We start from the raw sequence: 21,402 nt of genomic DNA on the forward strand, positions 1-21,402 counted from the left end.
GGAGTGCATAATGCAGCTACAGATTAACGCACCGGAAATCAAAACCGTTTATGAACAGCAGCTGTTTAATGGCAAAAATTTCCATGTGTTCATCTATAACAAAACTGAGAGCATCAGCGGGCTGCATCAGCATGACTACTATGAGTTTACCCTGGTTTTAACCGGGCGCTATTATCAGGAAATCAACGGTAAACGCGTACTGCTCGAGCGTGGAGACTTTGTCTTTATCCCGTTGGGATCGCACCACCAGAGTTTTTATGATTTTGGTGCGACAAGGATCCTTAACGTCGGCATCAGTAAACGTTTTTTTGAACAGCACTATCACCCGCTGCTGCCATTTTGTTTCGTTGCATCGCAGGTCTACCGGGCGAATAACTCGTTTCTTACCTACATTGAAACGGTTATTGCATCACTGAACTTTCGTGAGAGCGGGCTGGATGAATTTGTAGAAGTGGTCACCTTCTATATTATTAATCGGTTACGCCATCATCGCGAAGAGCAGGTGCTGGATGATATTCCGCAGTGGCTTAAAACCACCGTCGAGACCATGCACGACAAACGGCAGTTTAGCGAGAATGCGCTGGAAAATATGGTACACCTGTCCGCGAAATCCCAGGAGTATCTGACCCGCGCTACCCAGCGTTATTACAGCAAAACGCCGATGCAGATTATTAATGAAATCCGCATTAACTTTGCTAAAAAACAGCTGGAAATGACGAACTATTCTGTAACGGATATTGCTTACGAGTCTGGCTACAGTAGTCCAAGCCTGTTTATTAAAACGTTTAAAAAGCTGACGTCGTTTACACCGAATAGCTACCGTAAGAAATTAACTGAATTTAATCAGTAGATATTATTTGCCAATAACCCATTTTTTATAGCTTGCCCAAAATAGCGTCGGGACAGCCACGCTATACCTGACAAACGGGTTGAGCATAATACACGTCAGTGTTTTTACACTGAAGGGAGAAAGTATGAGCCAGAAATTAAAAGTCGTCACTATCGGTGGCGGGAGCAGCTACACCCCTGAATTACTTGAAGGCTTTATTAAGCGCTATCATGAATTACCGGTTTCTGAGTTGTGGCTGGTTGATGTCGACGGTGGAAAAGAGAAGCTGGACATTATTTTTGACCTTTGCCAGCGCATGATCGACAAAGCCGGCGTACCGATGAAGTTGTTTAAAACGCTGGACCGCCGTGAAGCACTGAAAGATGCTGATTTCGTTACCACCCAACTGCGCGTAGGGCAACTGAAAGCCCGTGAAAAGGATGAACGCATTCCGCTGAGCCACGGTTATCTGGGACAGGAAACCAACGGTGCGGGTGGGCTGTTCAAAGGTCTGCGTACCATTCCGGTTATCTTTGATATTATTAAAGATGTGGAAGAACTGTGCCCGAATGCCTGGGTGATTAACTTTACTAACCCGGCAGGGATGGTGACTGAAGCGGTTTATCGCCACACGAATTTTAAGAAATTCATCGGTGTGTGTAATATTCCTGTCGGCATGAAAATGTTTATTAGCGATGTGCTGGCGCTGAAAGAGAGCGATGATTTATCCATCGATCTGTTCGGTCTGAACCACATGGTCTTTATTAAAGACGTGCTGGTGAATGGTACATCGCGCTTTGATGAACTGTTGGATGGCGTAGCTTCTGGACAACTGAAAGCTTCCACCGTGAAGAACATTTTTGACCTGCCGTTCAGCGAAGGGTTGATTCGTTCGCTGAAGCTGCTGCCGTGCTCGTATTTGCTGTACTACTTCAAGCCAAAAGAGATGCTGGCGATTGAAATGGGCGAGTACTATAAGGGCGGCGCACGTGCCCAGGTAGTACAAAAAGTAGAAAAACAATTGTTTGACCTCTACAAAAATCCTGAGTTAAACGTTAAGCCGAAAGAGCTGGAGCAGCGCGGTGGCGCGTATTACTCCGATGCGGCCTGTGAAGTGATCAACGCCATCTACAACGACAAACAGACCGAGCACTACGTCAACATTCCACATCATGGACATGTTGATAACATTCCTGCGGACTGGGCGGTTGAGATGACCTGCACGCTGGGACGTAACGGTGCTACGCCGCACCCACGTATTACCCATTTTGATGAGAAAGTACTTGGCTTTATCTACACCATTAAAGGCTTTGAGGTTGCGGCGAGCAATGCGGCATTGAGCGGCGAGCTGAATGATGTGCTGCTGGCGTTAAACCTGAGTCCGCTGGTGCATTCTGACAGCGATGCCGAAATTCTGGCGCGTGAGTTAATTCTGGCACATGAAAAATGGCTGCCAAACTTTGCCGGGTGCATTGAGAAACTCAAAAGCGAACAACACTAACTGAGGTCGGCTATGGAACGCGTACTGATTGTGAATGCGGATGATTTTGGCCTGAGTAAAGGACAAAACTACGGCATTGTTGAAGCCTGTCGCAATGGCGTTGTCACCTCGACAACGGCATTGGTTAACGGTGCGGCGATTGACCATGCGGTACAGCTGAGTCGCGACATACCTGCACTTGCCGTCGGGATGCATTTTGTTCTGACGCTGGGTAGGCCGTTGACGGCAATGCCGGGCCTTACCCGTGACGGATTACTGGGGAAATGGATCTGGCAGATGGCAGAGGAGGACACTTTGCCGCTGGATGAAATTTCTCAGGAACTGGCCGCGCAGTATCAGCGTTTTATTGACCTGTTCGGGCGGGAGCCGACGCATCTGGATAGCCATCACCATGTGCATATGTTCCCGCAAATTTTCCCTATCGTAGCCGGGTTTGCTGCCGAGAAGGGGATTGCATTGCGTATCGATCGTCAGACCGTGTTTCAGGCGTCTGATTTTCCGGAAACGTTACGTACCTCCCAGGGATTCAGCAGCGAGTTTTACGGCGAAGCGATTTCCGAGGCTCTGTTTTTACAGACGCTGGATGCGTCAGCCGACCGGGGAGAGTCTTCGCTGGAAGTGATGTGTCATCCGGCCTTTATCGATGACATTATTCGTCAAAGTGCCTACTGTTACCCCCGCTTAACTGAGCTCGACGTGCTGACGTCTTCGTCACTGAAATATGCAATTGCGGAGCGCGGTTATCGTCTTGGCAGTTTTCTGAACGTGTAATTCCTGAGTTTGCGGCGCTTAATGCGCCGCATTTTTTTAGGCGGGAATCGTTTCTATTTTTCCGGCACGTGACCAGATGCGGTGCGCGGTCATCAGCGTCAACAGGGTATCCATAAACTGTGCGTCTGCACTGTCCGCTTCCACCACGCCTTCTTCTCCTTCATTTTTGATATTCAACGTTACTTTAAACTGACGAGCATCGCCGGCCAGGGCGATAGGTTTTAAGTGCTTATACGCTTCGAGTAAATAATATCGGGCATCACCGTTCTTAATGATGTCCGCGAGATTACCGCATGGAACGATAACCGCATCGACCGTCAGGGATGGCGAACCCGCAAAAGTACCGGCGATCGTCAGAGCAGATCCATCATCGGCAACTACCTTACCCATTCGGGAATAGAGCAATTTGGCATGAACGCCTTTGGCCTGTAGGGCTTGCATGATGGCGAGCAGGTCGCTCGATTTCACCTGGTCATTAAGTAGGATGGCGACCACGCGGCCCTTAATCTCACCTTGCGCACCTGCATATAAACTGAGTGACGGTGCATTTTTCAAACCGTTGACGTTGGGCGGTGGCGCAATGCTGGCCTGTTCCTTGGTTAGCTTAAAACCGAGATTATCGGCAACCGCCTCGGCGAGGGCAGTATCAATATGAGCTAACTGTTCGACCACTCTTTCCCGAATATAGGGGCGCGTAACCTTACTGAGTTCGAAACTGAATCCGCCGATAATATGCTGCTGTTCAATTGGCGTCTGACTTAGCCAGAACAGGCGAGGGTGCGCATAGTATTCGCCAAAAGAGGGGCTACGTTCGCGGATTTTGTTTCCTTCAATCCGTTCCTGATACGACTCAAATCCACCGCGTTTTGGCCCCGGCGGCGTTTCACGCGGCCAGTTATCATTGATGGAATTCGGTTCATAGTTGGCTGGATTGGTATCGATGTCCATACGATGCATGCCGTCACGCTGGAAATTATGGTACGGACAGGTCGGGCGATTAATCGGGATTTCATGGAAATTGGGCCCGCCCAGGCGACTAATTTGGGTATCGGTATAGGAGAACAAGCGACCCTGCAGCAGGGGATCGTTAGTAAAATCGATGCCAGGGACGATATGTCCGGGATGAAAAGCGACTTGTTCATTTTCGGCGAAGAAATTATCAGGATTGCGGTTCAGCACCATTTTACCGACGCGCTGCACCGGAACCAGCTCTTCCGGGATCAGCTTGGTCGGATCGAGCAGGTCAAAATCGAACTTAAATTCATCTTCTTCGGGAATCAGCTGTAGTCCCAGTTCATATTCCGGATAATCGCCCGCTTCGATAGCTTCCCACAGATCGCGGCGATGAAAGTCGGGATCCCGACCAGTAAGTTTTTGCGCTTCATCCCATACCAGCGAGGCTTTGCCTGCCAGCGGTTTCCAGTGGAAACGGACAAAGGTGGCTTTCCCTTGCGCATTAATCAACCGAAATGTGTGAATACCGAAGCCTTCCATCGTGCGATAGCTGCGCGGAATACCCCGATCGGACATTGCCCATATGACGTTGTGCAACGTTTCAGGCTGTAATGAGACATAATCCCAGAAGGTGTCATGGGCGCTTTGGCCCTGCGGGATAGCCCAATGCGGCTCCGGTTTAACCGCATGGACGAAATCCGGGAATTTATGGGCATCCTGAATAAAGAAGATGGGAGTATTGTTTCCCACCAGGTCGAAAATGCCCTCTTCAGTGTAAAACTTGGTCGCAAATCCCCGTATATCTCTGACCGTATCCGCAGAGCCTGCGCCGCCCTGAACGGTAGAGAATCGGACAAAAACCGGGGTGATTTTATTTTCATCACTTAGAAAGTCCGCTTTCGTCGTCGCACTCAGGTTGACATAGGACTGAAAGTAACCATGAGCGGCAGAACCTCGGGCATGTACAATCCGCTCCGGGATGCGTTCATGATCAAAATGGGTAATCTTTTCCCGCAGGATAAAGTCTTCCAGCAGGGTTGGCCCGCGATTACCTGCACGCAGAGAGTTTTGATCGTCTGCGATTCGCACACCCTGATTAGTTGTCAGAGCAAAATCTTCGCTTCCTTTACGAAAACTGTCCAGTGCATTGAGTTTGTCACTTTTGATATCCGGCGCTTTTAAACTGCCGGACGTAGTGGGCTGCATACCTGGCGGCGTGGGTTCAGGTGTTGACCGATGTGAACCGTCTGTGGGTGCCAGTGAATCAAGTCCTGGCTGGGATTCGCTGGCATCATGAACCGGCGCTGAGTGATGGAGTGGATGCTTATCATTCTGTGACATTAAACTCGTCTCCTGGTTTCATTGCTGAAAGGGTCGTTGTTGCTGTCAAAAGCTTTAACTATAGACCACTCACTCAGCGGCGCAGGTACAGGCCGATGACGTAAAGCGCGATGAACCAGGCAAACAGCGCACGCAAGGCAGGACGCAAGGCGGCAAAATCGGCTAAGATAGCGCTTTTCTGATTTTTAGAATTTGTCTTTAGTGAAGCAACTGATTATGAAACCTCTTCGCCAACAAAATCGTCCGGTTATCAGCTATGTTCCTCGCGTGGAGCCCGCGCCACCAGAGCATGCGGTTAAAATGGATGCGTTTCGTGACGTATGGATACTACGCGGAAAATATGTCGCTTTTGTCTTAATGGGGGAGGCGTTTCAACGTTCGCCTGCATTTACGGTCCCGGAATCAGCACAGCGCTGGGCTAATCAGGTTCGCCAGGAAAATGAACTAAGGGATTAATGGATATAAAAAAACCGCCGGAGCATGATACTCCGGCGGTTTTTTGTTTTTTAGCTGACAGACTTAGCGATGCGCCAGTTCGGCGTTATCGTCGCTGTCCAGAATCGTTTTATCAGTCTGCTTGAGCCATTGGCTGGTCAGCGTACCGGCAGTCATGGAACCGCTTACGTTCAGCGCGGTACGACCCATATCGATCAGCGGCTCAACGGAGATCAGCAGCGCAACCAGTGTGACCGGCAGACCCATAGCGGGCAGGACGATCAGCGCGGCAAATGTTGCACCGCCACCGACACCCGCAACCCCTGCGGAGCTCACGGTCACGATACCAACCAGCGTGGCAATCCACATTGGGTCCAGTGGGTTGATATCGACGGTCGGTGCAACCATTACTGCCAGCATTGCCGGGTACAGGCCCGCACAACCGTTCTGACCAATCGTGGCACCAAACGAGGCGGCAAATGAGGCGATGGATTCAGGCACGCCCAGACGACGGGTCTGCGCTTCAACGTTCAGCGGAATTGAGGCTGCGCTGGAGCGGCTGGTGAAGGCGAAAGTCAGCACCGGCCACACTTTGCGGAAGTATTTCAGCGGGCTAACGCCGTTAATACCCAGCAGAATCCCGTGAACCACGAACATAATGCCCAGACCGAGATAAGAGGCCACGACGAAGCTACCCAGCTTGATGATGTCCTGCAGGTTGGAACCTGCAACCACTTTGGTCATCAGCGCCAGAACACCGTACGGCGTCAACTGCATCACCAGACGAACCAGTTTCATCACCCAGCTTTGCAGGGTATCGATAGCGACCAGAACGCGCTCGCCTTTTGGTACATCATCTTTCAGCAGTTTCAGTGCGGCTACACCCAGGAATGCGGCGAAGATAACCACGCTGATAATCGACGTCGGGTTCGCGCCAGTCAGATCGGCAAACGGGTTTTTCGGAATAAACGACAGCACCAGTTGCGGAACGCTGAGGTCAGCCACTTTGCCAACATAGTTGGTTTCAATCGCGTTCAGACGGGCGGTTTCGGCACCACCTTGCACCAGACCTTCGGCGGTCAGGCCGAACAGGTTGGTCACCAGAACACCTACCAGTGCGGCAATCAGCGTAGTAAACAGCAGCGTTCCGATGGTCAGGAAACTGATTTTACCTAACTGAGAGGCGTTGTGCAGACGAGCAACGGCGCTGAGAATAGACGCAAAGACCAGCGGCATAACAATCATTTGCAGCAACTGGACATAACCGTTGCCGACAATGTTGAACCACTGTACTGAATCTTTAAGAACCTGGCTGTCGGAGCCATAAATGGTGTGCAGCGCGAGGCCGAACACCACACCCATGACCAGACCGACCAGTACTTTTTTTGCCAGACTCCACTGTTTGTGACGGGCTTGCGCCAGCACGAACAGCAGCACTACGAACACGATAATGTTCGCGATTAATGGAAAGTTCATCCCCGTTCTCCTGATCTTATTATGCGTATCACCATTGAAAGGTGATTCTGTTGGCGCAAGATTAGCAGAACTGTGACTTGCCTCTTATATTCAAATGGAATTGTTTATACCGAAAATGACTTTTTGGCTGATTTATTAGTCAATCTGATGCGTTATGAAACGATTGAACTGCATTTGTAGCGTATTAATCATCTGCGAAGACCAGCGTACCGCGCTGTTCTCTTGTACGGTCTGCGGCATCCAGATTGCCCACGCGAACAGTGCCATGCACAGAAACCGCTCCAGTTGATTGCCTTTTTGCGGCACGAGGATGGGCAGACGAAAACGCCAGCGGCAGGGCCAAAGCAGGGGAACGCCTGCTGGGGTCAGCATGTCGGCCAGAATGTGACTAAGATAGCCGAGTACCATACCTTGTAAGGCATCGGCCGGTATTATCCAGGTATCCGGGACTTTCAGGTAGAACGTGGCCAGCAGGGCAAAAACCGCCAGCAGGCTATGCGTAAACCCGCGATGGCCAAATGCGCGGGCAATGGGTTTTGATATCCACTTCAGACGCTGCCCCAGCAGAGATTTGGGATGATCGATATCCGGTAGCAGACATGTCAAAATGGCTGAAGGGACAATATGCCACCAGTCACCCTGCGCAAGAACGGGCGTTAGCTCGGCATTTTTGGCAAATACCGCACAGGCAATAGAAAAAAGAAGGTGGCCTTCCGCCGTCATGATAAAACCCAATAAACTGTCGATTCATACAGTATAGGGGTTTTATACAGTAGGCGGAAGAGGTGACGTTGTAACCCTTTGTCACAAGTGCGCCTTTACCGCGCCAGCCAACCACCGTCCACGGCCAGCGTATAGCCATGAATATAGTCAGAGGCGGGACTTGCGAGGAACACGACCGGACCTTTTAGATCATCCGGCGTGCCTCAGCGCCCTGCGGGAATACGATCGATAATCTCCTTATTGCGCTCGCTGTCTGCGCGCAGTTGCTGGGTGTTGTTGGTCGCCATATAGCCGGGCGCGATAGCATTGACATTAATTCCTTTGGCCGCCCATTCATTGGCGAGCAGGCGAGTGATGCCCAGAACGCCGCTTTTTGATGCGGTATAGGAAGGTACACGGATACCCCCCTGAAAAGAGAGCATCGAGGCAATGTTAATGATTTTTCCACCATTGCCCTGCGCCACAAACTGGCGCGCCACGGCCTGCGACAGAAAGAAAACGGATTTGAGATTCAGATTCATCACGTCATCCCAATCTTTTTCACTGAAGTCCAGCGCATCCTGACGGCGTATAGTTCCTGCATTGTTGACCAGAATATCGACCCGGCCAAACGCCGACACCGTTTGTGTCACGATGCTGGTGAGAGCATCTTGTTGACTGAGGTCGGCCTGAATGGCCATAAAGCGTCGACCGAGGGCGTTAATTTTCTCTGCGGTTTCATGCGGTATTTTACGATTCACGCCGACTACATCGCAGCCCGCTTCAGCCAGCGCCACTGCCATACCCTGCCCGAGGCCGGTGTCACATCCAGTGACGATGGCGACTTTACCCTCGAGACGAAAAGCTTCCTGAATCATGTTTACCTCAACTATTTATGTCATTAACGCTTGCGCTATAGGGCAAGGATAGGAGAGGTTAAACAGAAATACAATTAAAAATGAAACGGTGTTTTAAAAGGCGAAGGTCTGAAAAGACGGGCAATACGATCATTGCCCGTTACAGGATTAGCCGCGCAGATGAGCGGCTGTGAGTTCGGTGAGCGAGGTTAGTTTGACGTCGGCAAGAACGAAGCGAGGATCGTCCTGATTCTCATGCGCTGGTACGACGATGGAACGCATACGGGCAGCTTTCGAGGCAATCATGCCGTTCACTGAGTCTTCCAGTGCTACGCAGTTTAACGGGTCAATGCCCAGTTTCGCCGCACAATCGAGGTAAACTTGTGGGTGCGGTTTGCTGTAAGGCAGTTTTTCTGCAGAAGCCAGCGCGTCGAAGTCATCGCGCAGATCAAACATGGTCAGCACTTTTTCCAGCATATGTAGCGGCGAGGCGGATGCCAGTCCTACTTTGATTCCCTGAGATTTGCACAGTGTCACAGCTTCACGAACACCTGGCAGCAGCGGTTTTGTTTCTTCAACCAACGCAATGGCCCGGGTAATGATGCGCTCGGTGACTTCCTGACGTGAGGGGCCGTTCCAGGGTTGCTGCGCAAACCACAAATCAACCACCATGTCGATGCGTAAGCCAAGGGTATCGGGAAGTTCATGGCGGCGGGAGATATCAACGCCTAAACTTGCTATCACATCCAGTTCAGCCTGATCCCAAAGCGGTTCAGAATCGACCAGTAACCCATCCATATCGAAAATTGCAGCAAGAATTTGACGCGGGGTTGACATTACAACCTCTCCTTTACGGTGATAAAAGGGATTAGAGCCAGCCTGGACGGACTCTGAGCGTTCATTATGGCTAATTCAGAAGTATACCGCCTTTAAAGATCAGGCGAAAACGGTAATCAACGGGTAAACTTAGGCCAAAATGACACGTCTTAATCAAGGGGAACTCATGACGTATCAACAAGCTGGACGCATTGCCATCTTGAAAAGGCTGGTGGGATGGGTGGTTTTCATTCCTGCGCTGATTTCAACGCTGGTTTCAGTACTGAAGTTTATGTACGCGCACAGCGAAAAGCAGGAAGGGATTAACGCGGTCATGCTCGATTTTGCCCATGTGATGATCGACATGATGCGGGTGAACACACCTTTTCTTAACGTGTTCTGGTATAACTCGCCAACGCCCGATTTTCAAAGTGGACTGAATCTCGTTTTTTGGCTGATATTCATTCTGATTTTTATCGGCCTGGCGCTGCAGGACTCAGGCGCCAGAATGAGCCGCCAGGCGCGTTTCTTACGCGAAGGCGTTGAGGATCAGCTAATTCTGGAACAAGCAAAGGGCAGTGAAGGATTATCCCGCGAGCAACTTGAGTCGCGAATTGTGGTACCGCACCATACAATCTTCTTACAAATTTTCCCGCTTTATATTCTGCCGGTGATCGTTATCGTGGTCGGCTACTTCTTCTTCTCACTGCTGGGCTTTTTGTAAGTGCCACTCTATCGGGCCTGCCACGTTGCGAAACGGCAGGCCTGATAAGCAACACGGTACGTCGTTAAGCCGCCAGTAATCTATCCAGCGCTTTCTGCGCCACAACTAAATGCTGTCCCCCGAACAGAATTGCCCGATTCAGCAGCGTATAGAGCTGGTAGATTGGCTGCCTGTCGAGAAAGTCCAGCGGCAGTGGCGAGACAGACTGGTAACCGTCATAAATTTGCGGCGGCTGATCGGTATGTAACGGCAGCATTGCCAGGTCACACTCTCTGTCCCCCCAGTAGCAGGCAGGGTCAAAGATGTACGGACCGTTAGGACCGAGGGCGCAGTTCCCGGACCACAAATCACCGTGCAGGAGAGACGGCTGCGGCTGATGAGAAGAGAGACGTTGCTGGACATGTTCGACGATGGCGTCAATATTGCCAAACGCAATGCCTTTTTCAGCGGCGAGTTCCAGCTGCCAGCCTATACGCTGCTCAGCGAAAAAGGTTGACCAGCGACGTTGCCAGGTATTTGGCTGCGGCGTGGTAGAGAGCGCGTTATCGAAGTCGAGACCAAACTGAGGCTGGTCGCTCCATTCGTGCAAATGCGCAAGCTGTTGACCGAGGATAAACGCGTTATGCGCATCAAGCGGACGGGGAGGGAGGAAATCCATCACCAGAAAGCTGTAATCTCTGTCTGCGCCTACTGCCCAGACTTTCGGTACAGATACAGTTTGACTGCGGGAAAGTAGCTCCAGCTGATCGGCTTCTGCCGTAAAGCCGGTTAACAGCTCTCTTTCATCGCATTTGACGAAAAAATCTCGCCCCGCATAGCGTAAATGCCATGCGGCGTGGATCTCTCCGCCGGGCAGTTCATTACGCAGTTCGATTTCGCCTTCACCTAATTGCTCGCTTAAAAGACGACTGATAGCCTGCCACATGATGTCTCTCCCCATGTTGTCTGCCAGATCATAAGGTTAGCGCAAGAATGCGGTTAAAAAACACGAACTGACGCACACCACGGACGCGTCATCGCTGGAAAGGCACTTAATGTTTGTCGTTCTTCTTCACCCCGTACCGTTGTGGATACACCTGACTGCACATGATTCACTTCTTTGTAATCACGTGATTTTTTAGCATAGACGTATAACCCCCATGCCGACAGTTTTACCGGAACATCCCCCTTCTGTTAAAAGGGGGACGGTGCCATTACTGCGCAAGGTATGCATATATTTTTTGCGTATCGTCCAAAGCGCACAGACGCGTACCCTGATTCAGGGTTGCTGCGCTACCGGCGGCGACACCGTAACGGACAATATCCTCAAAAGGCGCGTTCTCTGCCAGTTTAAGCGTCATGGCCCCGACCATACTGTCGCCCGCGCCTACGGTACTTTGACTTTTCACCGGTGGCGGAACCACCTGAACGCAGGTATCGCGATCTACACCCAGCGCCCCTTGCGGCCCAAGCGAGACCACAACGCGGTGCGCTTTTCCGCTTTGCACGATTTCCTGTGCGGCTTTGCGCACATCATCGGGCTGTGTCAGTTCGCGGTTAACCAGCGCACTCAGTTCTTTGAGGTTGGGTTTGACCAGTTCGATATTGCCGATGGCTAACGCCGCCGTCAGTGCTTCGCCTGAACTGTCGACAATACAGCGGATCCCCTGTTTTTGTGCGGTGGTAATGAGTCGGGTCAATTTCTCAAGCTGTACGCCGGGCGGCAAACTGCCGCTGATGACCAGCAGCGCGCCAGATTCAATTTCCAGCACCTGATCCTGAAGTTGGTAGAACTCTTCATCGGTCAGCGCAGCGCCTGGCATGACAAAACGATATTGTTCGCCGCTGGACTCCACGTGGACATGAAGATTTTGTCGGGTCCAGTCTTTGGCTTCGACGGTAGATACGGGAACATTTTCGTCGGCGAGCAATGCAACAAGATGCTCTCCGGTTGCTCCCCCCGCGGGGAAAATCGCTGTTGCGGTTCCGCCAAGATGGGCAATTGCGCGAGCGACGTTGATACCGCCGCCGCCGGGTTCAAAAACCGGCGAGGTACAACGAAGCTTACCTTCCGGGTAAATTTGCGGGGTGATTGTTGCGCTATCGAGAGAGGGCGCAAGTGTTAACGTATAGATACGTACCATCTTTACCTCCTGTTAGGCTGAACTCAGTCTGGCACTTAACCTCCCGAAAGTGAAGTAATTAACAACATGATTTTTCATATCTTTATTTAAAATTATCGTCATAAAGATATATAAATAAAATAAAGGTTTAGGAACGCTCTTATTCAAAAAATGAAATAAGAATTTATTGCTATGTTATTCGAGTCTTTTTATAATTTGTTACCTTTCAAGGGTCTTTTGTCATTGATCCATATGAAAGTTTCCGAGACCGTAATGGTCTCTTTTTTTGTTGTACGGACTCTTAATAAATGAAGCTTTTGAAGACAGTGCCCGCAGCATTATTGCTGACGGGAGGCCTGCTTGCGTCAATGCATGCTGTAGCCGATGATTCCGTTTTTACTGTCATGGATGACCCTTCCAGCGCGAAAAAACCCTTTGAAGGTAACCTGAACGCGGGATATCTCGCCCAGTCAGGCAACACAAAAAGTTCTTCTTTAACCGCAGATACCACCATGACCTGGTACGGCCAAACGACCGCATGGTCTCTGTGGGGAAATGCCAGCAATACCTCCTCAAATGATGAGCGTTCATCGGAGAAATATGCCGTAGGTGGCCGTAGTCGTTATAACATGACCGACTATGACTATCTCTTTGGGCAGGCAAGCTGGTTGACCGACCGTTACAACGGTTATCGCGAGCGTGACGTACTGACCGCAGGTTACGGTCGTCAGTTCCTCAACGGACCTGTGCACAGCTTCCGTTTCGAATTCGGTCCTGGCGTGCGCTATGACGAGCACACGGATGGCACCACCGAAACACAGCCGTTGGGCTATGCGTCCGGGGCCTATGCATGGCAGATGACGGACAATACCAAGTTTACTCAGGGTGTGTCGGTATTCGGCGCTGACGATACCACGCTCAACTCTGAAACTGCCCTGAACGTTGCCATCAACGAGCACTTTGGGTTAAAGGTGGCTTACAACGTGACCTGGAACTCTGAACCGCCGGCAACAGCGCCGGAGCATACCGATCGCCGCACGACAGTTTCCCTCGGCTATCGGATGTAACGACAAGCCGGGTCAAATAAATGACCTGGCTTTTCTAAATTAAAGTTAAGTTTATTTAATATTTAATTTGCGTTTTATTTTTTTATCTGGCCATAACGCGCTATTTTCAGACAAATTCGATTAATCGATAAATAAACGAAAGCGGAACAGTGGGTGAGCGTCATTTAGCCCCAGATCATCGCAGCCCAGCGCAGCATCAACATGGCCGCACAAATAACGAGCAGAATCACAACCATCTTCCAGTGTTTCTTCGCAAAGCGATTTGTGGGCATTGTTTTTTTCCTGCTCAGGTTAGATGACTTTGTGCAAGTGTAACAAAGACGGTTGGGTGTCAGTGAATTGATTTACATCATAGAGCGCGCGTTGATTGTTGCTTTGATCGACCCGTAATGCCGTGTACACTGTCAAACGGTGTTATCAAAAAGCGGGTGTAGGTCCAGTGTAGTCTCTAAGGAGACCAGTGACATATTTCGCAGAGTGAAGCGGGAATCAGCCCAGACCTTTTTGATAATTTTAAATATTGAATCTTTGTATGTGCTCTTACGTGTGGGGCACCACTGCAAATAAGGATATAACATGCCTGTTATTACTCTTCCTGATGGCAGCCAACGCCATTACGACCACGCTGTAAGCCCCATGGATGTTGCGCTGGACATCGGTCCAGGTCTGGCGAAAGCCACTATTGCTGGCCGTGTTGACGGTGAGCTGGTAGATGCTTCCGATCTGATTGAGCATGATGCGAAGCTCTCCATAATCACCGCGAAGGATGAAGAAGGTCTGGAGATCATTCGTCACTCCTGTGCGCACCTGTTAGGGCACGCGATCAAACAACTCTGGCCGCACACCAAAATGGCGATCGGACCGGTTGTTGATAACGGTTTTTACTACGATATCGATCTTGACCGTACGTTAACCCAGGAAGACGTCGACGCGCTCGAGAAGCGGATGCACGAGCTCGCTGAGAAAAACTACGATGTCATTAAGAAGAAAGTCAGCTGGTACGAAGCGCGTGAAACCTTCGTGAAGCGTGGCGAGACCTATAAAGTCTCCATTCTTGATGAAAACATTGCCCATGATGACAAGCCTGGCTTGTACCATCATGAAGAATATGTCGATATGTGCCGTGGCCCGCACGTGCCGAACATGCGTTTCTGCCATCACTTCAAACTGATGAAGACCGCAGGGGCATACTGGCGTGGCGACAGCAATAACAAGATGCTGCAGCGTATTTATGGTACTGCATGGGCAGATAAAAAAGCCCTGAATGCCTACCTGCAACGTCTGGAAGAAGCTGCTAAACGCGATCACCGTAAAATCGGTAAACAGCTTGACCTGTATCATATGCAGGAAGAAGCACCGGGTATGGTGTTCTGGCACAACGATGGCTGGACTATCTTCCGTGAACTGGAAGTATTCGTTCGTTCAAAACTGAAAGAATACCAGTATCAGGAAGTGAAAGGTCCGTTCATGATGGACCGTGTGCTGTGGGAAAAAACAGGTCACTGGGACAACTACAAAGATGCAATGTTCACCACCTCTTCTGAGAACCGTGAATACTGCATTAAGCCAATGAACTGCCCAGGCCACGTGCAGATCTTTAATCAGGGTCTGAAATCCTATCGCGATCTGCCGCTGCGTATGGCTGAGTTTGGTAGCTGCCACCGTAATGAACCGTCAGGTGCGCTGCATGGCCTGATGCGTGTTCGTGGCTTCACTCAAGATGATGCACATATCTTCTGTACTGAAGAGCAGATTCGTGATGAAGTTAACGCGTGCATTCGTATGGTCTACGATATGTACAGCACCTTTGGCTTCGAGAAAATCGTCGTCAAACTGTCCACTCGCCCCGAAAAACGTATCGGTAGCGATGAAATGTGGGACCGTGCTGAAGCTGACCTGGCCGTTGCGCTGGAAGAAAACAACATCCCGTTTGAGTTCCAACTGGGTGAGGGCGCGTTCTACGGTCCGAAAATTGAATTTACCCTGTATGACTGCCTCGATCGTGCATGGCAGTGCGGTACTGTACAGCTGGACTTCTCCCTGCCGTCCCGTTTAAGCGCCTCTTACGTTGGCGAAAACAACGAGCGTCAGGTTCCGGTTATGATTCACCGTGCAATTCTTGGGTCGATGGAACGTTTCATCGGTATCCTGACCGAAGAGTTCGCGGGCTTCTTCCCGACCTGGCTCGCGCCAGTTCAGGTTGTGGTCATGAACATCACCGATTCTCAGTCTGAATACGTTAACGAATTAACGCAGAAACTACAAAATGCGGGTATTCGTGTAAAAGCAGACTTGAGAAATGAGAAGATTGGCTTTAAAATCCGCGAGCACACTTTACGTCGTGTCCCTTACATGTTGGTCTGTGGCGACAAAGAGGTAGAAGCAGGCAAAGTTGCCGTGCGCACCCGTCGTGGCAAAGACTTGGGCAGCCTGGACGTAAATGAAGTGATTGAGAAGCTGCAACAAGAGATTCGCAGCCGCAGTCTTCAACAACTGGAGGAATAAGGTATTAAAGGCGGAAAACGAGTTCAAACGGCACGTCCGAATCGTATCAATGGCGAGATTCGCGCCCTGGAAGTTCGCTTAACAGGTCTGGAAGGCGAAGCTTTGGGTATTGTGAGTCTGAGAGAAGCGATCGAAAAAGCTGAAGAAGCTGGAGTAGATTTAGTTGAAATCAGCCCTAACGCCGAACCGCCAGTTTGTCGTATTATGGACTACGGCAAGTTCCTTTATGAAAAGAGTAAGTCTTCTAAGGAACAGAAGAAAAAGCAAAAAGTTATCCAGGTTAAGGAAATTAAATTCCGTCCTGGCACCGACGATGGCGATTACCAGGTAAAACTCCGCAGCCTGGTACGCTTTCTGGAAGATGGCGATAAGGCTAAGATCACGCTGCGTTTTCGCGGTCGTGAGATGGCCCACCAACAGATCGGTATGGAAGTGCTCAACCGCGTCCGTGACGATCTGAGTGAACTGGCAGTAGTCGAATCCTTCCCTACGAAGATCGAAGGCCGCCAGATGATCATGGTGCTCGCTCCTAAGAAGAAACAGTAAGGCCTTCAAGTAGCAATGTCTGTGGAGCCTACGGGTTCCACAGCCGTTGTTCGCCTACGTTTCGTTTATTAACAATGCGAAGTGGAAGTTATTAAAATGCCAAAAATTAAGACCGTACGCGGTGCTGCTAAGCGTTTCAAAAAAACCGGTGGTGGTGGATTTAAGCGTAAGCACGCAAACCTGCGTCATATTCTGACCAAAAAATCTACTAAGCGTAAACGTCATCTGCGTCCAAAAGGCCTCGTGTCTAAAGGCGATCTGGGTCTGGTTATCGCGTGCCTGCCGTACGCATAAGCCGTTAACGTTTAATTCATTTTTTTACTAAGAATATAGATACAGGAGAGCACATATGGCTCGCGTAAAACGTGGTGTAGTTGCCCGTGCACGTCACAAGAAAATTTTGAAACAAGCTAAAGGCTACTACGGTGCGCGTTCTCGCGTATACCGCGTTGCCTTCCAGGCTGTTATCAAAGCTGGTCAGTACGCTTATCGTGACCGTCGTCAGAAAAAGCGTCAGTTCCGTCAACTGTGGATTGCGCGTATCAACGCAGCAGCACGTCAGAACGGTATTTCTTACAGCAAATTCATCAACGGCCTGAAAAAAGCCTCTGTTGAAATCGACCGTAAGATCCTGGCTGACATCGCAGTATTCGACAAAGTAGCGTTCACCGCTCTGGTCGAAAAAGCGAAAGCAGCTCTGGCATAAGCCGGTGAAAAGAGGGAGCCTGGCTCCCTCTCTTTTATTTGTAGTGCAATCAATTAGTTGACAATTTATCCGTAAGCCTTTTCAATAAAGGTTGTCCGGTTTTTACCACACAAGGTAACGCAAGCATGAATGCTGCTATTTTCCGCTTCTTCTTTTACTTTAGCACCTGAACTCAGGAGGCTTGCGCGTGAAAGAAGAAACGGAAAACAGCGCCTAAAAGCCTCCCTGGTGGAGGCTTTTTTTATACGCGTCATCCTTCAAGTTGTCTCTGTATTGGCTGCATTCGCTCTTTGGCCGCGTTGATACAACTTGAATGATTTTGCGTATATACGAGCGACTAGTGAATATCGCAACATAACGAGGAAAACCATGTCACATCTCGCAGAGCTGGTTGCCAGTGCAACGGCCGCCATTAACCAGGCTTCAGATGTTGCCGCGTTAGACAATGTCCGCGTCGAATATTTGGGCAAGAAAGGGCACTTGACCCTTCAGATGACAACCCTGCGCGAACTGCCGCCAGAAGAGCGCCCGGCAGCAGGTGCGGTGATTAACGAAGCCAAAGAGCAGGTACAGCAAGCGCTGAACGCGCGTAAGGCCGAATTAGAAAGTGCTGCGCTGAATGCTCGTCTGGCTGAAGAAACGATCGATATTTCCCTTCCTGGGCGTCGTATCGAAAACGGCGGTCTGCACCCGGTGACGCGTACAATCGACAGGATTGAAAGTTTCTTCGGTGAGCTGGGCTTTACCGTGGCGACCGGTCCGGAAATCGAAGATGACTATCATAACTTCGATGCGCTCAACATTCCTGGCCATCACCCGGCGCGCGCTGACCACGACACTTTCTGGTTTGACGCGACGCGTCTGCTGCGCACACAGACTTCCGGCGTGCAGATCCGCACCATGAAAGAAAAACAGCCGCCGATCCGTATTATCGCCCCGGGCCGTGTATATCGTAACGATTACGATCAGACACACACACCAATGTTCCACCAGATGGAAGGGCTGATTGTTGATACCAACATCAATTTCACCAACCTGAAAGGCACACTGCACGATTTCCTGCGCAACTTCTTTGAAGAAGACCTGCAGGTTCGTTTCCGTCCTTCCTACTTCCCGTTCACTGAACCATCTGCGGAAGTTGACGTGATGGGCAAAAACGGCAAATGGCTGGAAGTGCTGGGCTGCGGGATGGTTCACCCGAACGTGTTGCGTAATGTTGGCATCGATCCGGAAATCTATTCCGGCTTTGCATTCGGTATGGGTATGGAGCGTCTTACTATGCTGCGTTACGGCGTTACCGATCTGCGTTCTTTCTTCGAAAACGATCTGCGTTTCCTCAAACAGTTTAAATAAAGGCAGGATAAAACAATGAAATTCAGTGAACTGTGGTTACGCGAATGGGTAAATCCGGCGATTGATAGCGATGCGCTGTCAAACCAAATCACGATGGCGGGTCTTGAAGTTGACGGTGTGGAACCTGTTTCCGGCGCGTTCAACGGCGTTGTAGTGGGTGAAGTGGTTGAGTGTGGCCAGCACCCGAACGCTGACAAACTGCGTGTCACCAAAGTGAATGTAGGCGGCGACCGCCTGCTGGATATCGTCTGCGGTGCGCCAAACTGCCGTCAGGGGTTGAAAGTGGCTGTGGCAACCGTTGGTGCCGTTCTGCCGGGCGATTTCAAAATTAAAGCCGCGAAACTGCGCGGTGAACCATCTGAAGGCATGCTGTGCTCGTTCTCCGAGCTGGGTATTTCCGACGATCATAACGGGATTATCGAACTGCCTGCCGATGCGCCAATTGGTACCGATATCCGTGAATACCTGAAGCTTGACGACAACACCATCGAAATCAGCGTCACGCCGAACCGCGCCGACTGCTTAGGCATCATCGGTGTAGCGCGTGACGTTGCTGTACTGAACAAAGCCCCGCTGGTTGAGCCGGAAATCGCGCCAGTTGCCGCGACCATTAGCGACGTCCTGCCGATTCAGGTCGAAGCCGTGGAAGCCTGCCCACGCTATCTGGGCCGCGTGGTGAAAGGCATCAATGTTAAAGCGCCGACCCCGCTGTGGATGAAAGAAAAACTGCGCCGTTGCGGTATTCGTTCTATCGATGCCGTGGTTGACGTGACTAACTATGTGCTGCTCGAACTGGGTCAGCCGATGCACGCATTCGACAAAGACCGCATTGAAGGCGGAATTGTTGTTCGTATGGCAAAAGAGGGTGAGACCCTGGTATTGCTGGACGGCAGCGAAGCGAAGCTGAATGCAGATACGCTGGTGATTGCGGACCACAACAAAGCGCTGGCGATGGGGGGCATCTTTGGTGGCGAACATTCCGGCGTGAATGATGAAACACAAAACGTCCTGCTGGAATGTGCATTCTTCAGCCCGCTGTCTATTACCGGTCGCGCGCGTCGTCACGGTCTGCACACCGATGCATCTCACCGCTATGAGCGTGGTGTCGATCCTGCGCTGCAACATAAGGCCATGGAACGTGCAACGCGCCTGCTGATTGATATCTGCGGCGGTGAAGCGGGCCCAGTCATTGACGTGACGAACGAAGCCACGCTGCCAAAACGCGCAACCATTACGCTTCGTCGTAGCAAACTGGATCGTCTGATCGGACACCATATTGCCGATGAGCAGGTGAGTGACATTCTGCGTCGTCTGGGTTGTGACGTGACGGAAGGGCAGGATGAGTGGAAAGCGGTCGCGCCGAGCTGGCGTTTCGATATGGAAATCGAAGAAGACCTGGTCGAAGAAGTTGCCCGCGTATACGGGTATGACAATATCCCGAACACGCCGATTCAGGCGGGTCTTATCATGGGTACGCATCGTGAAGCGGATTTGTCGCTGAAACGTGTAAAAACCATGCTGAATGACAAAGGCTACCAGGAAGTCATTACCTATAGCTTCGTCGACCCGAAAGTCCAGTCGCTGCTGCATCCGGGTGAAGAAGCGCTGCTGCTGCCAAGCCCAATCTCTATTGATATGTCGGCAATGCGTTTGTCCCTGTGGACTGGCTTGCTGTCTACGGTAGTGTATAACCAGAACCGTCAGCAGAACCGCGTACGTATTTTCGAAACGGGTTTACGTTTCGTGCCAGATACGCAGGCCAACCTCGGGATCCGTCAGGATCTAATGCTGGCGGGCGTGATCTGCGGTAACCGTCATGATGAACACTGGAATCTGGCAAAAGAGACCGTTGATTTCTATGATCTGAAAGGCGATCTGGAAGCGGTTCTCGATCTGACCGGCAAACTGGCGGACATTCAGTTCAAAGCTGAAGCGAATCCAGCACTGCATCCGGGTCAGTCTGCGGCGATTTATCTGAAAGGTGAACGTATTGGTTTCATTGGGGTTGTTCATCCTGAACTGGAACGTAAACTGGATCTGAACGGTCGCACTCTGGTGTTTGAACTGGAGTGGAATAAGCTCGCAGACCGCGTGGTGCCTCAGGCGCGTGAAGTTTCTCGCTTCCCAGCGAACCGTCGCGATATCGCAGTCGTTGTCGCAGAAAACGTTCCCGCTGCGGATATTTTATCCGAGTGTAAGAAAGTTGGCGTAAATCAGGTAGTTGGCGTAAACTTATTTGACGTGTACCGCGGTAAGGGTGTTGCGGAGGGCTATAAGAGCCTCGCTATCAGCCTGATCCTTCAGGATACCAGCCGTACACTTGAAGAAGAGGAGATTGCCGCTACCGTCGCCAAATGTGTAGAGGCATTAAAAGAGCGATTCCAGGCATCATTGAGGGATTGAACCTATGGCGCTTACAAAAGCTGAAATGTCAGAATATCTGTTTGATAAGCTTGGGCTTAGCAAGCGGGATGCCAAAGAACTGGTCGAGCTGTTTTTCGAAGAGATCCGTCGTGCTCTGGAAAATGGTGAGCAGGTAAAACTCTCTGGTTTTGGTAACTTCGATCTGCGTGATAAGAATCAACGTCCGGGCCGTAACCCGAAAACGGGCGAAGATATTCCCATTACAGCACGGCGCGTGGTGACCTTCAGACCCGGACAGAAGTTAAAAAGCCGGGTTGAAAACGCAACGCCCAAAGAAGAGTGATTTAACGATA

Annotated in this window: 21 protein-coding genes, 1 pseudogene and 1 other annotated feature; of the genes and pseudogenes, 14 read left to right on the top strand and 8 right to left on the bottom strand. The window is 50.7% G+C overall.

Translation table 11 applies throughout. The annotated features are described in order from the left end of the window. Positions 1-7 precede the first annotated feature (7 nt). From chbR to chbG, 3 genes are all read left to right on the top strand, one after another. Positions 8-850: a transcriptional regulator ChbR gene (gene chbR, locus OGY33_RS20185; RefSeq protein WP_085951046.1), complete on the top strand. Its 843-nt coding sequence runs from the start codon at positions 8-10 to the stop codon at positions 848-850. 124 nt (positions 851-974) lie between these two features. Beyond that, positions 975-2,330, top strand: coding sequence for a 6-phospho-beta-glucosidase (locus OGY33_RS20190; protein ID WP_048214338.1), 1,356 nt, complete (start codon positions 975-977; stop codon positions 2,328-2,330). A 12-nt stretch (positions 2,331-2,342) separates the two neighbouring features. Further along, positions 2,343-3,101: a chitin disaccharide deacetylase gene (gene chbG, locus OGY33_RS20195; RefSeq protein WP_032943153.1), complete on the top strand. Its 759-nt coding sequence runs from the start codon at positions 2,343-2,345 to the stop codon at positions 3,099-3,101. A gap of 36 nt (positions 3,102-3,137) precedes the next feature. On the opposite strand, the gene katE is transcribed toward chbG, so the two are convergent. Next, entirely contained in the window at positions 3,138-5,396 is a 2,259-nt protein-coding gene (gene katE, locus OGY33_RS20200; protein ID WP_191238587.1) for a catalase HPII, read from the bottom strand. Positions 5,397-5,588: 192 nt separating this feature from the next. Here katE and cedA point away from each other — a divergent pair, with 192 nt between their 5' ends. Next, positions 5,589-5,852, top strand: coding sequence for a cell division activator CedA (gene cedA, locus OGY33_RS20205; RefSeq protein WP_071692181.1), 264 nt, complete (start codon positions 5,589-5,591; stop codon positions 5,850-5,852). Positions 5,853-5,915: 63 nt separating this feature from the next. Here cedA and tcyP read toward each other — a convergent pair whose 3' ends face one another. The 4 genes and pseudogenes from tcyP to hxpB form a co-directional block, all read right to left on the bottom strand. Then, positions 5,916-7,307, bottom strand: coding sequence for a cystine/sulfocysteine:cation symporter (gene tcyP / locus OGY33_RS20210; RefSeq protein WP_191238586.1), 1,392 nt, complete (start codon positions 7,305-7,307; stop codon positions 5,916-5,918). A gap of 135 nt (positions 7,308-7,442) precedes the next feature. Continuing rightward, positions 7,443-8,042, bottom strand: a complete 600-nt coding sequence (locus OGY33_RS20215) for a metal-dependent hydrolase (RefSeq protein ID WP_008784570.1) — start codon at positions 8,040-8,042, stop codon at positions 7,443-7,445. 83 nt (positions 8,043-8,125) lie between these two features. After that, positions 8,126-8,887, bottom strand: a pseudogene (kduD, locus tag OGY33_RS20220) (2-dehydro-3-deoxy-D-gluconate 5-dehydrogenase KduD). Between the two features lie 147 nt (positions 8,888-9,034). Next, positions 9,035-9,703 carry a hexitol phosphatase HxpB gene (gene hxpB, locus OGY33_RS20225; protein WP_103014598.1) on the bottom strand — a complete coding sequence of 223 codons (669 nt, stop codon included), beginning with the start codon at positions 9,701-9,703 and terminating at the stop codon, positions 9,035-9,037. A gap of 166 nt (positions 9,704-9,869) precedes the next feature. Here hxpB and OGY33_RS20230 point away from each other — a divergent pair, with 166 nt between their 5' ends. Beyond that, entirely contained in the window at positions 9,870-10,406 is a 537-nt protein-coding gene (locus tag OGY33_RS20230) for a YniB family protein (protein ID WP_191238585.1), read from the top strand. Positions 10,407-10,470: 64 nt separating this feature from the next. Here OGY33_RS20230 and OGY33_RS20235 read toward each other — a convergent pair whose 3' ends face one another. Together OGY33_RS20235 and pfkB are read right to left on the bottom strand one after the other, a co-directional pair. Then, entirely contained in the window at positions 10,471-11,331 is an 861-nt protein-coding gene (locus OGY33_RS20235; RefSeq protein WP_003030598.1) for a fructosamine kinase family protein, read from the bottom strand. A gap of 268 nt (positions 11,332-11,599) precedes the next feature. Next, entirely contained in the window at positions 11,600-12,529 is a 930-nt protein-coding gene (pfkB, locus tag OGY33_RS20240; protein ID WP_048226753.1) for a 6-phosphofructokinase II, read from the bottom strand. Positions 12,530-12,816: 287 nt separating this feature from the next. Here pfkB and OGY33_RS20245 point away from each other — a divergent pair, with 287 nt between their 5' ends. After that, a complete protein-coding gene (locus OGY33_RS20245) occupies positions 12,817-13,575 on the top strand; it encodes a DUF481 domain-containing protein (RefSeq protein WP_003832568.1) in 759 nt (252 codons plus the stop codon). Between the two features lie 164 nt (positions 13,576-13,739). Here the strand turns inward: OGY33_RS20245 and yniD are convergent, their stop codons facing one another. Further along, positions 13,740-13,847, bottom strand: a complete 108-nt coding sequence (gene yniD / locus OGY33_RS20250) for a small membrane protein YniD (protein ID WP_003030590.1) — start codon at positions 13,845-13,847, stop codon at positions 13,740-13,742. Between the two features lie 304 nt (positions 13,848-14,151). On the opposite strand from yniD, the gene thrS reads away from it, so the two are divergent. The 8 genes from thrS to ihfA all read left to right on the top strand — a co-directional run bounded on the left by thrS (position 14,152) and on the right by ihfA (position 21,392). Further along, complete coding sequence (thrS, locus tag OGY33_RS20255; RefSeq protein ID WP_003832572.1) at positions 14,152-16,080, top strand: threonine--tRNA ligase; 1,929 nt, start codon at positions 14,152-14,154, stop codon at positions 16,078-16,080. 3 nt (positions 16,081-16,083) lie between these two features. Continuing rightward, positions 16,084-16,626: a translation initiation factor IF-3 gene (gene infC / locus OGY33_RS20260; protein ID WP_048997935.1), complete on the top strand. Its 543-nt coding sequence runs from the start codon at positions 16,084-16,086 to the stop codon at positions 16,624-16,626. Between the two features lie 96 nt (positions 16,627-16,722). Continuing rightward, positions 16,723-16,920 (top strand): 50S ribosomal protein L35, encoded by a 198-nt coding sequence (gene rpmI, locus OGY33_RS20265; RefSeq protein WP_003030583.1) that lies wholly within the window; start codon positions 16,723-16,725, stop codon positions 16,918-16,920. Between the two features lie 55 nt (positions 16,921-16,975). Next, the gene (rplT, locus tag OGY33_RS20270; RefSeq protein ID WP_003030578.1) at positions 16,976-17,332 is read left to right on the top strand and encodes a 50S ribosomal protein L20; all 357 of its coding nucleotides are present in this window, start codon (positions 16,976-16,978) and stop codon (positions 17,330-17,332) included. Between the two features lie 120 nt (positions 17,333-17,452). Further along, positions 17,453-17,577 (top strand) — a sequence feature (Phe leader region). Further along, positions 17,458-17,502 (top strand): pheST operon leader peptide PheM, encoded by a 45-nt coding sequence (gene pheM / locus OGY33_RS20275; protein WP_001386830.1) that lies wholly within the window; start codon positions 17,458-17,460, stop codon positions 17,500-17,502. It overlaps the preceding feature by 45 nt. Before the next feature lie 124 nt (positions 17,578-17,701). Further along, a complete protein-coding gene (gene pheS, locus OGY33_RS20280; RefSeq protein ID WP_003832580.1) occupies positions 17,702-18,685 on the top strand; it encodes a phenylalanine--tRNA ligase subunit alpha in 984 nt (327 codons plus the stop codon). Positions 18,686-18,700: 15 nt separating this feature from the next. Further along, positions 18,701-21,088, top strand: a complete 2,388-nt coding sequence (pheT, locus tag OGY33_RS20285) for a phenylalanine--tRNA ligase subunit beta (protein WP_032943162.1) — start codon at positions 18,701-18,703, stop codon at positions 21,086-21,088. A gap of 4 nt (positions 21,089-21,092) precedes the next feature. Then, positions 21,093-21,392, top strand: coding sequence for an integration host factor subunit alpha (gene ihfA, locus OGY33_RS20290; protein WP_003030571.1), 300 nt, complete (start codon positions 21,093-21,095; stop codon positions 21,390-21,392). Positions 21,393-21,402: the final 10 nt, after the last annotated feature.

Source organism: Citrobacter sp. Cpo032 (assembly GCF_030332975.1).
In the GTDB taxonomy this organism is placed as follows: domain Bacteria; phylum Pseudomonadota; class Gammaproteobacteria; order Enterobacterales; family Enterobacteriaceae; genus Citrobacter; species Citrobacter portucalensis.

Bases quoted from the DNA above. Each gene is read 5' to 3' on its own strand.
- OGY33_RS20190 (WP_048214338.1), top strand. From the start codon at position 975: ATGAGCCAGAAATTAAAAGTCGTCACTATCGGTGGCGGGAGCAGCTAC.
- chbG (WP_032943153.1), top strand. From the start codon at position 2,343: ATGGAACGCGTACTGATTGTGAATGCGGATGATTTTGGCCTGAGTAAA.
- katE (WP_191238587.1), bottom strand. From the start codon at position 5,396: ATGTCACAGAATGATAAGCATCCACTCCATCACTCAGCGCCGGTTCAT.
- tcyP (WP_191238586.1), bottom strand. From the start codon at position 7,307: ATGAACTTTCCATTAATCGCGAACATTATCGTGTTCGTAGTGCTGCTG.
- hxpB (WP_103014598.1), bottom strand. From the start codon at position 9,703: ATGTCAACCCCGCGTCAAATTCTTGCTGCAATTTTCGATATGGATGGG.
- OGY33_RS20230 (WP_191238585.1), top strand. From the start codon at position 9,870: ATGACGTATCAACAAGCTGGACGCATTGCCATCTTGAAAAGGCTGGTG.
- OGY33_RS20235 (WP_003030598.1), bottom strand. From the start codon at position 11,331: ATGTGGCAGGCTATCAGTCGTCTTTTAAGCGAGCAATTAGGTGAAGGC.
- pfkB (WP_048226753.1), bottom strand. From the start codon at position 12,529: ATGGTACGTATCTATACGTTAACACTTGCGCCCTCTCTCGATAGCGCA.
- OGY33_RS20245 (WP_003832568.1), top strand. From the start codon at position 12,817: ATGAAGCTTTTGAAGACAGTGCCCGCAGCATTATTGCTGACGGGAGGC.
- yniD (WP_003030590.1), bottom strand. From the start codon at position 13,847: ATGCCCACAAATCGCTTTGCGAAGAAACACTGGAAGATGGTTGTGATT.
- thrS (WP_003832572.1), top strand. From the start codon at position 14,152: ATGCCTGTTATTACTCTTCCTGATGGCAGCCAACGCCATTACGACCAC.
- rpmI (WP_003030583.1), top strand. From the start codon at position 16,723: ATGCCAAAAATTAAGACCGTACGCGGTGCTGCTAAGCGTTTCAAAAAA.
- rplT (WP_003030578.1), top strand. From the start codon at position 16,976: ATGGCTCGCGTAAAACGTGGTGTAGTTGCCCGTGCACGTCACAAGAAA.
- pheS (WP_003832580.1), top strand. From the start codon at position 17,702: ATGTCACATCTCGCAGAGCTGGTTGCCAGTGCAACGGCCGCCATTAAC.
- pheT (WP_032943162.1), top strand. From the start codon at position 18,701: ATGAAATTCAGTGAACTGTGGTTACGCGAATGGGTAAATCCGGCGATT.
- ihfA (WP_003030571.1), top strand. From the start codon at position 21,093: ATGGCGCTTACAAAAGCTGAAATGTCAGAATATCTGTTTGATAAGCTT.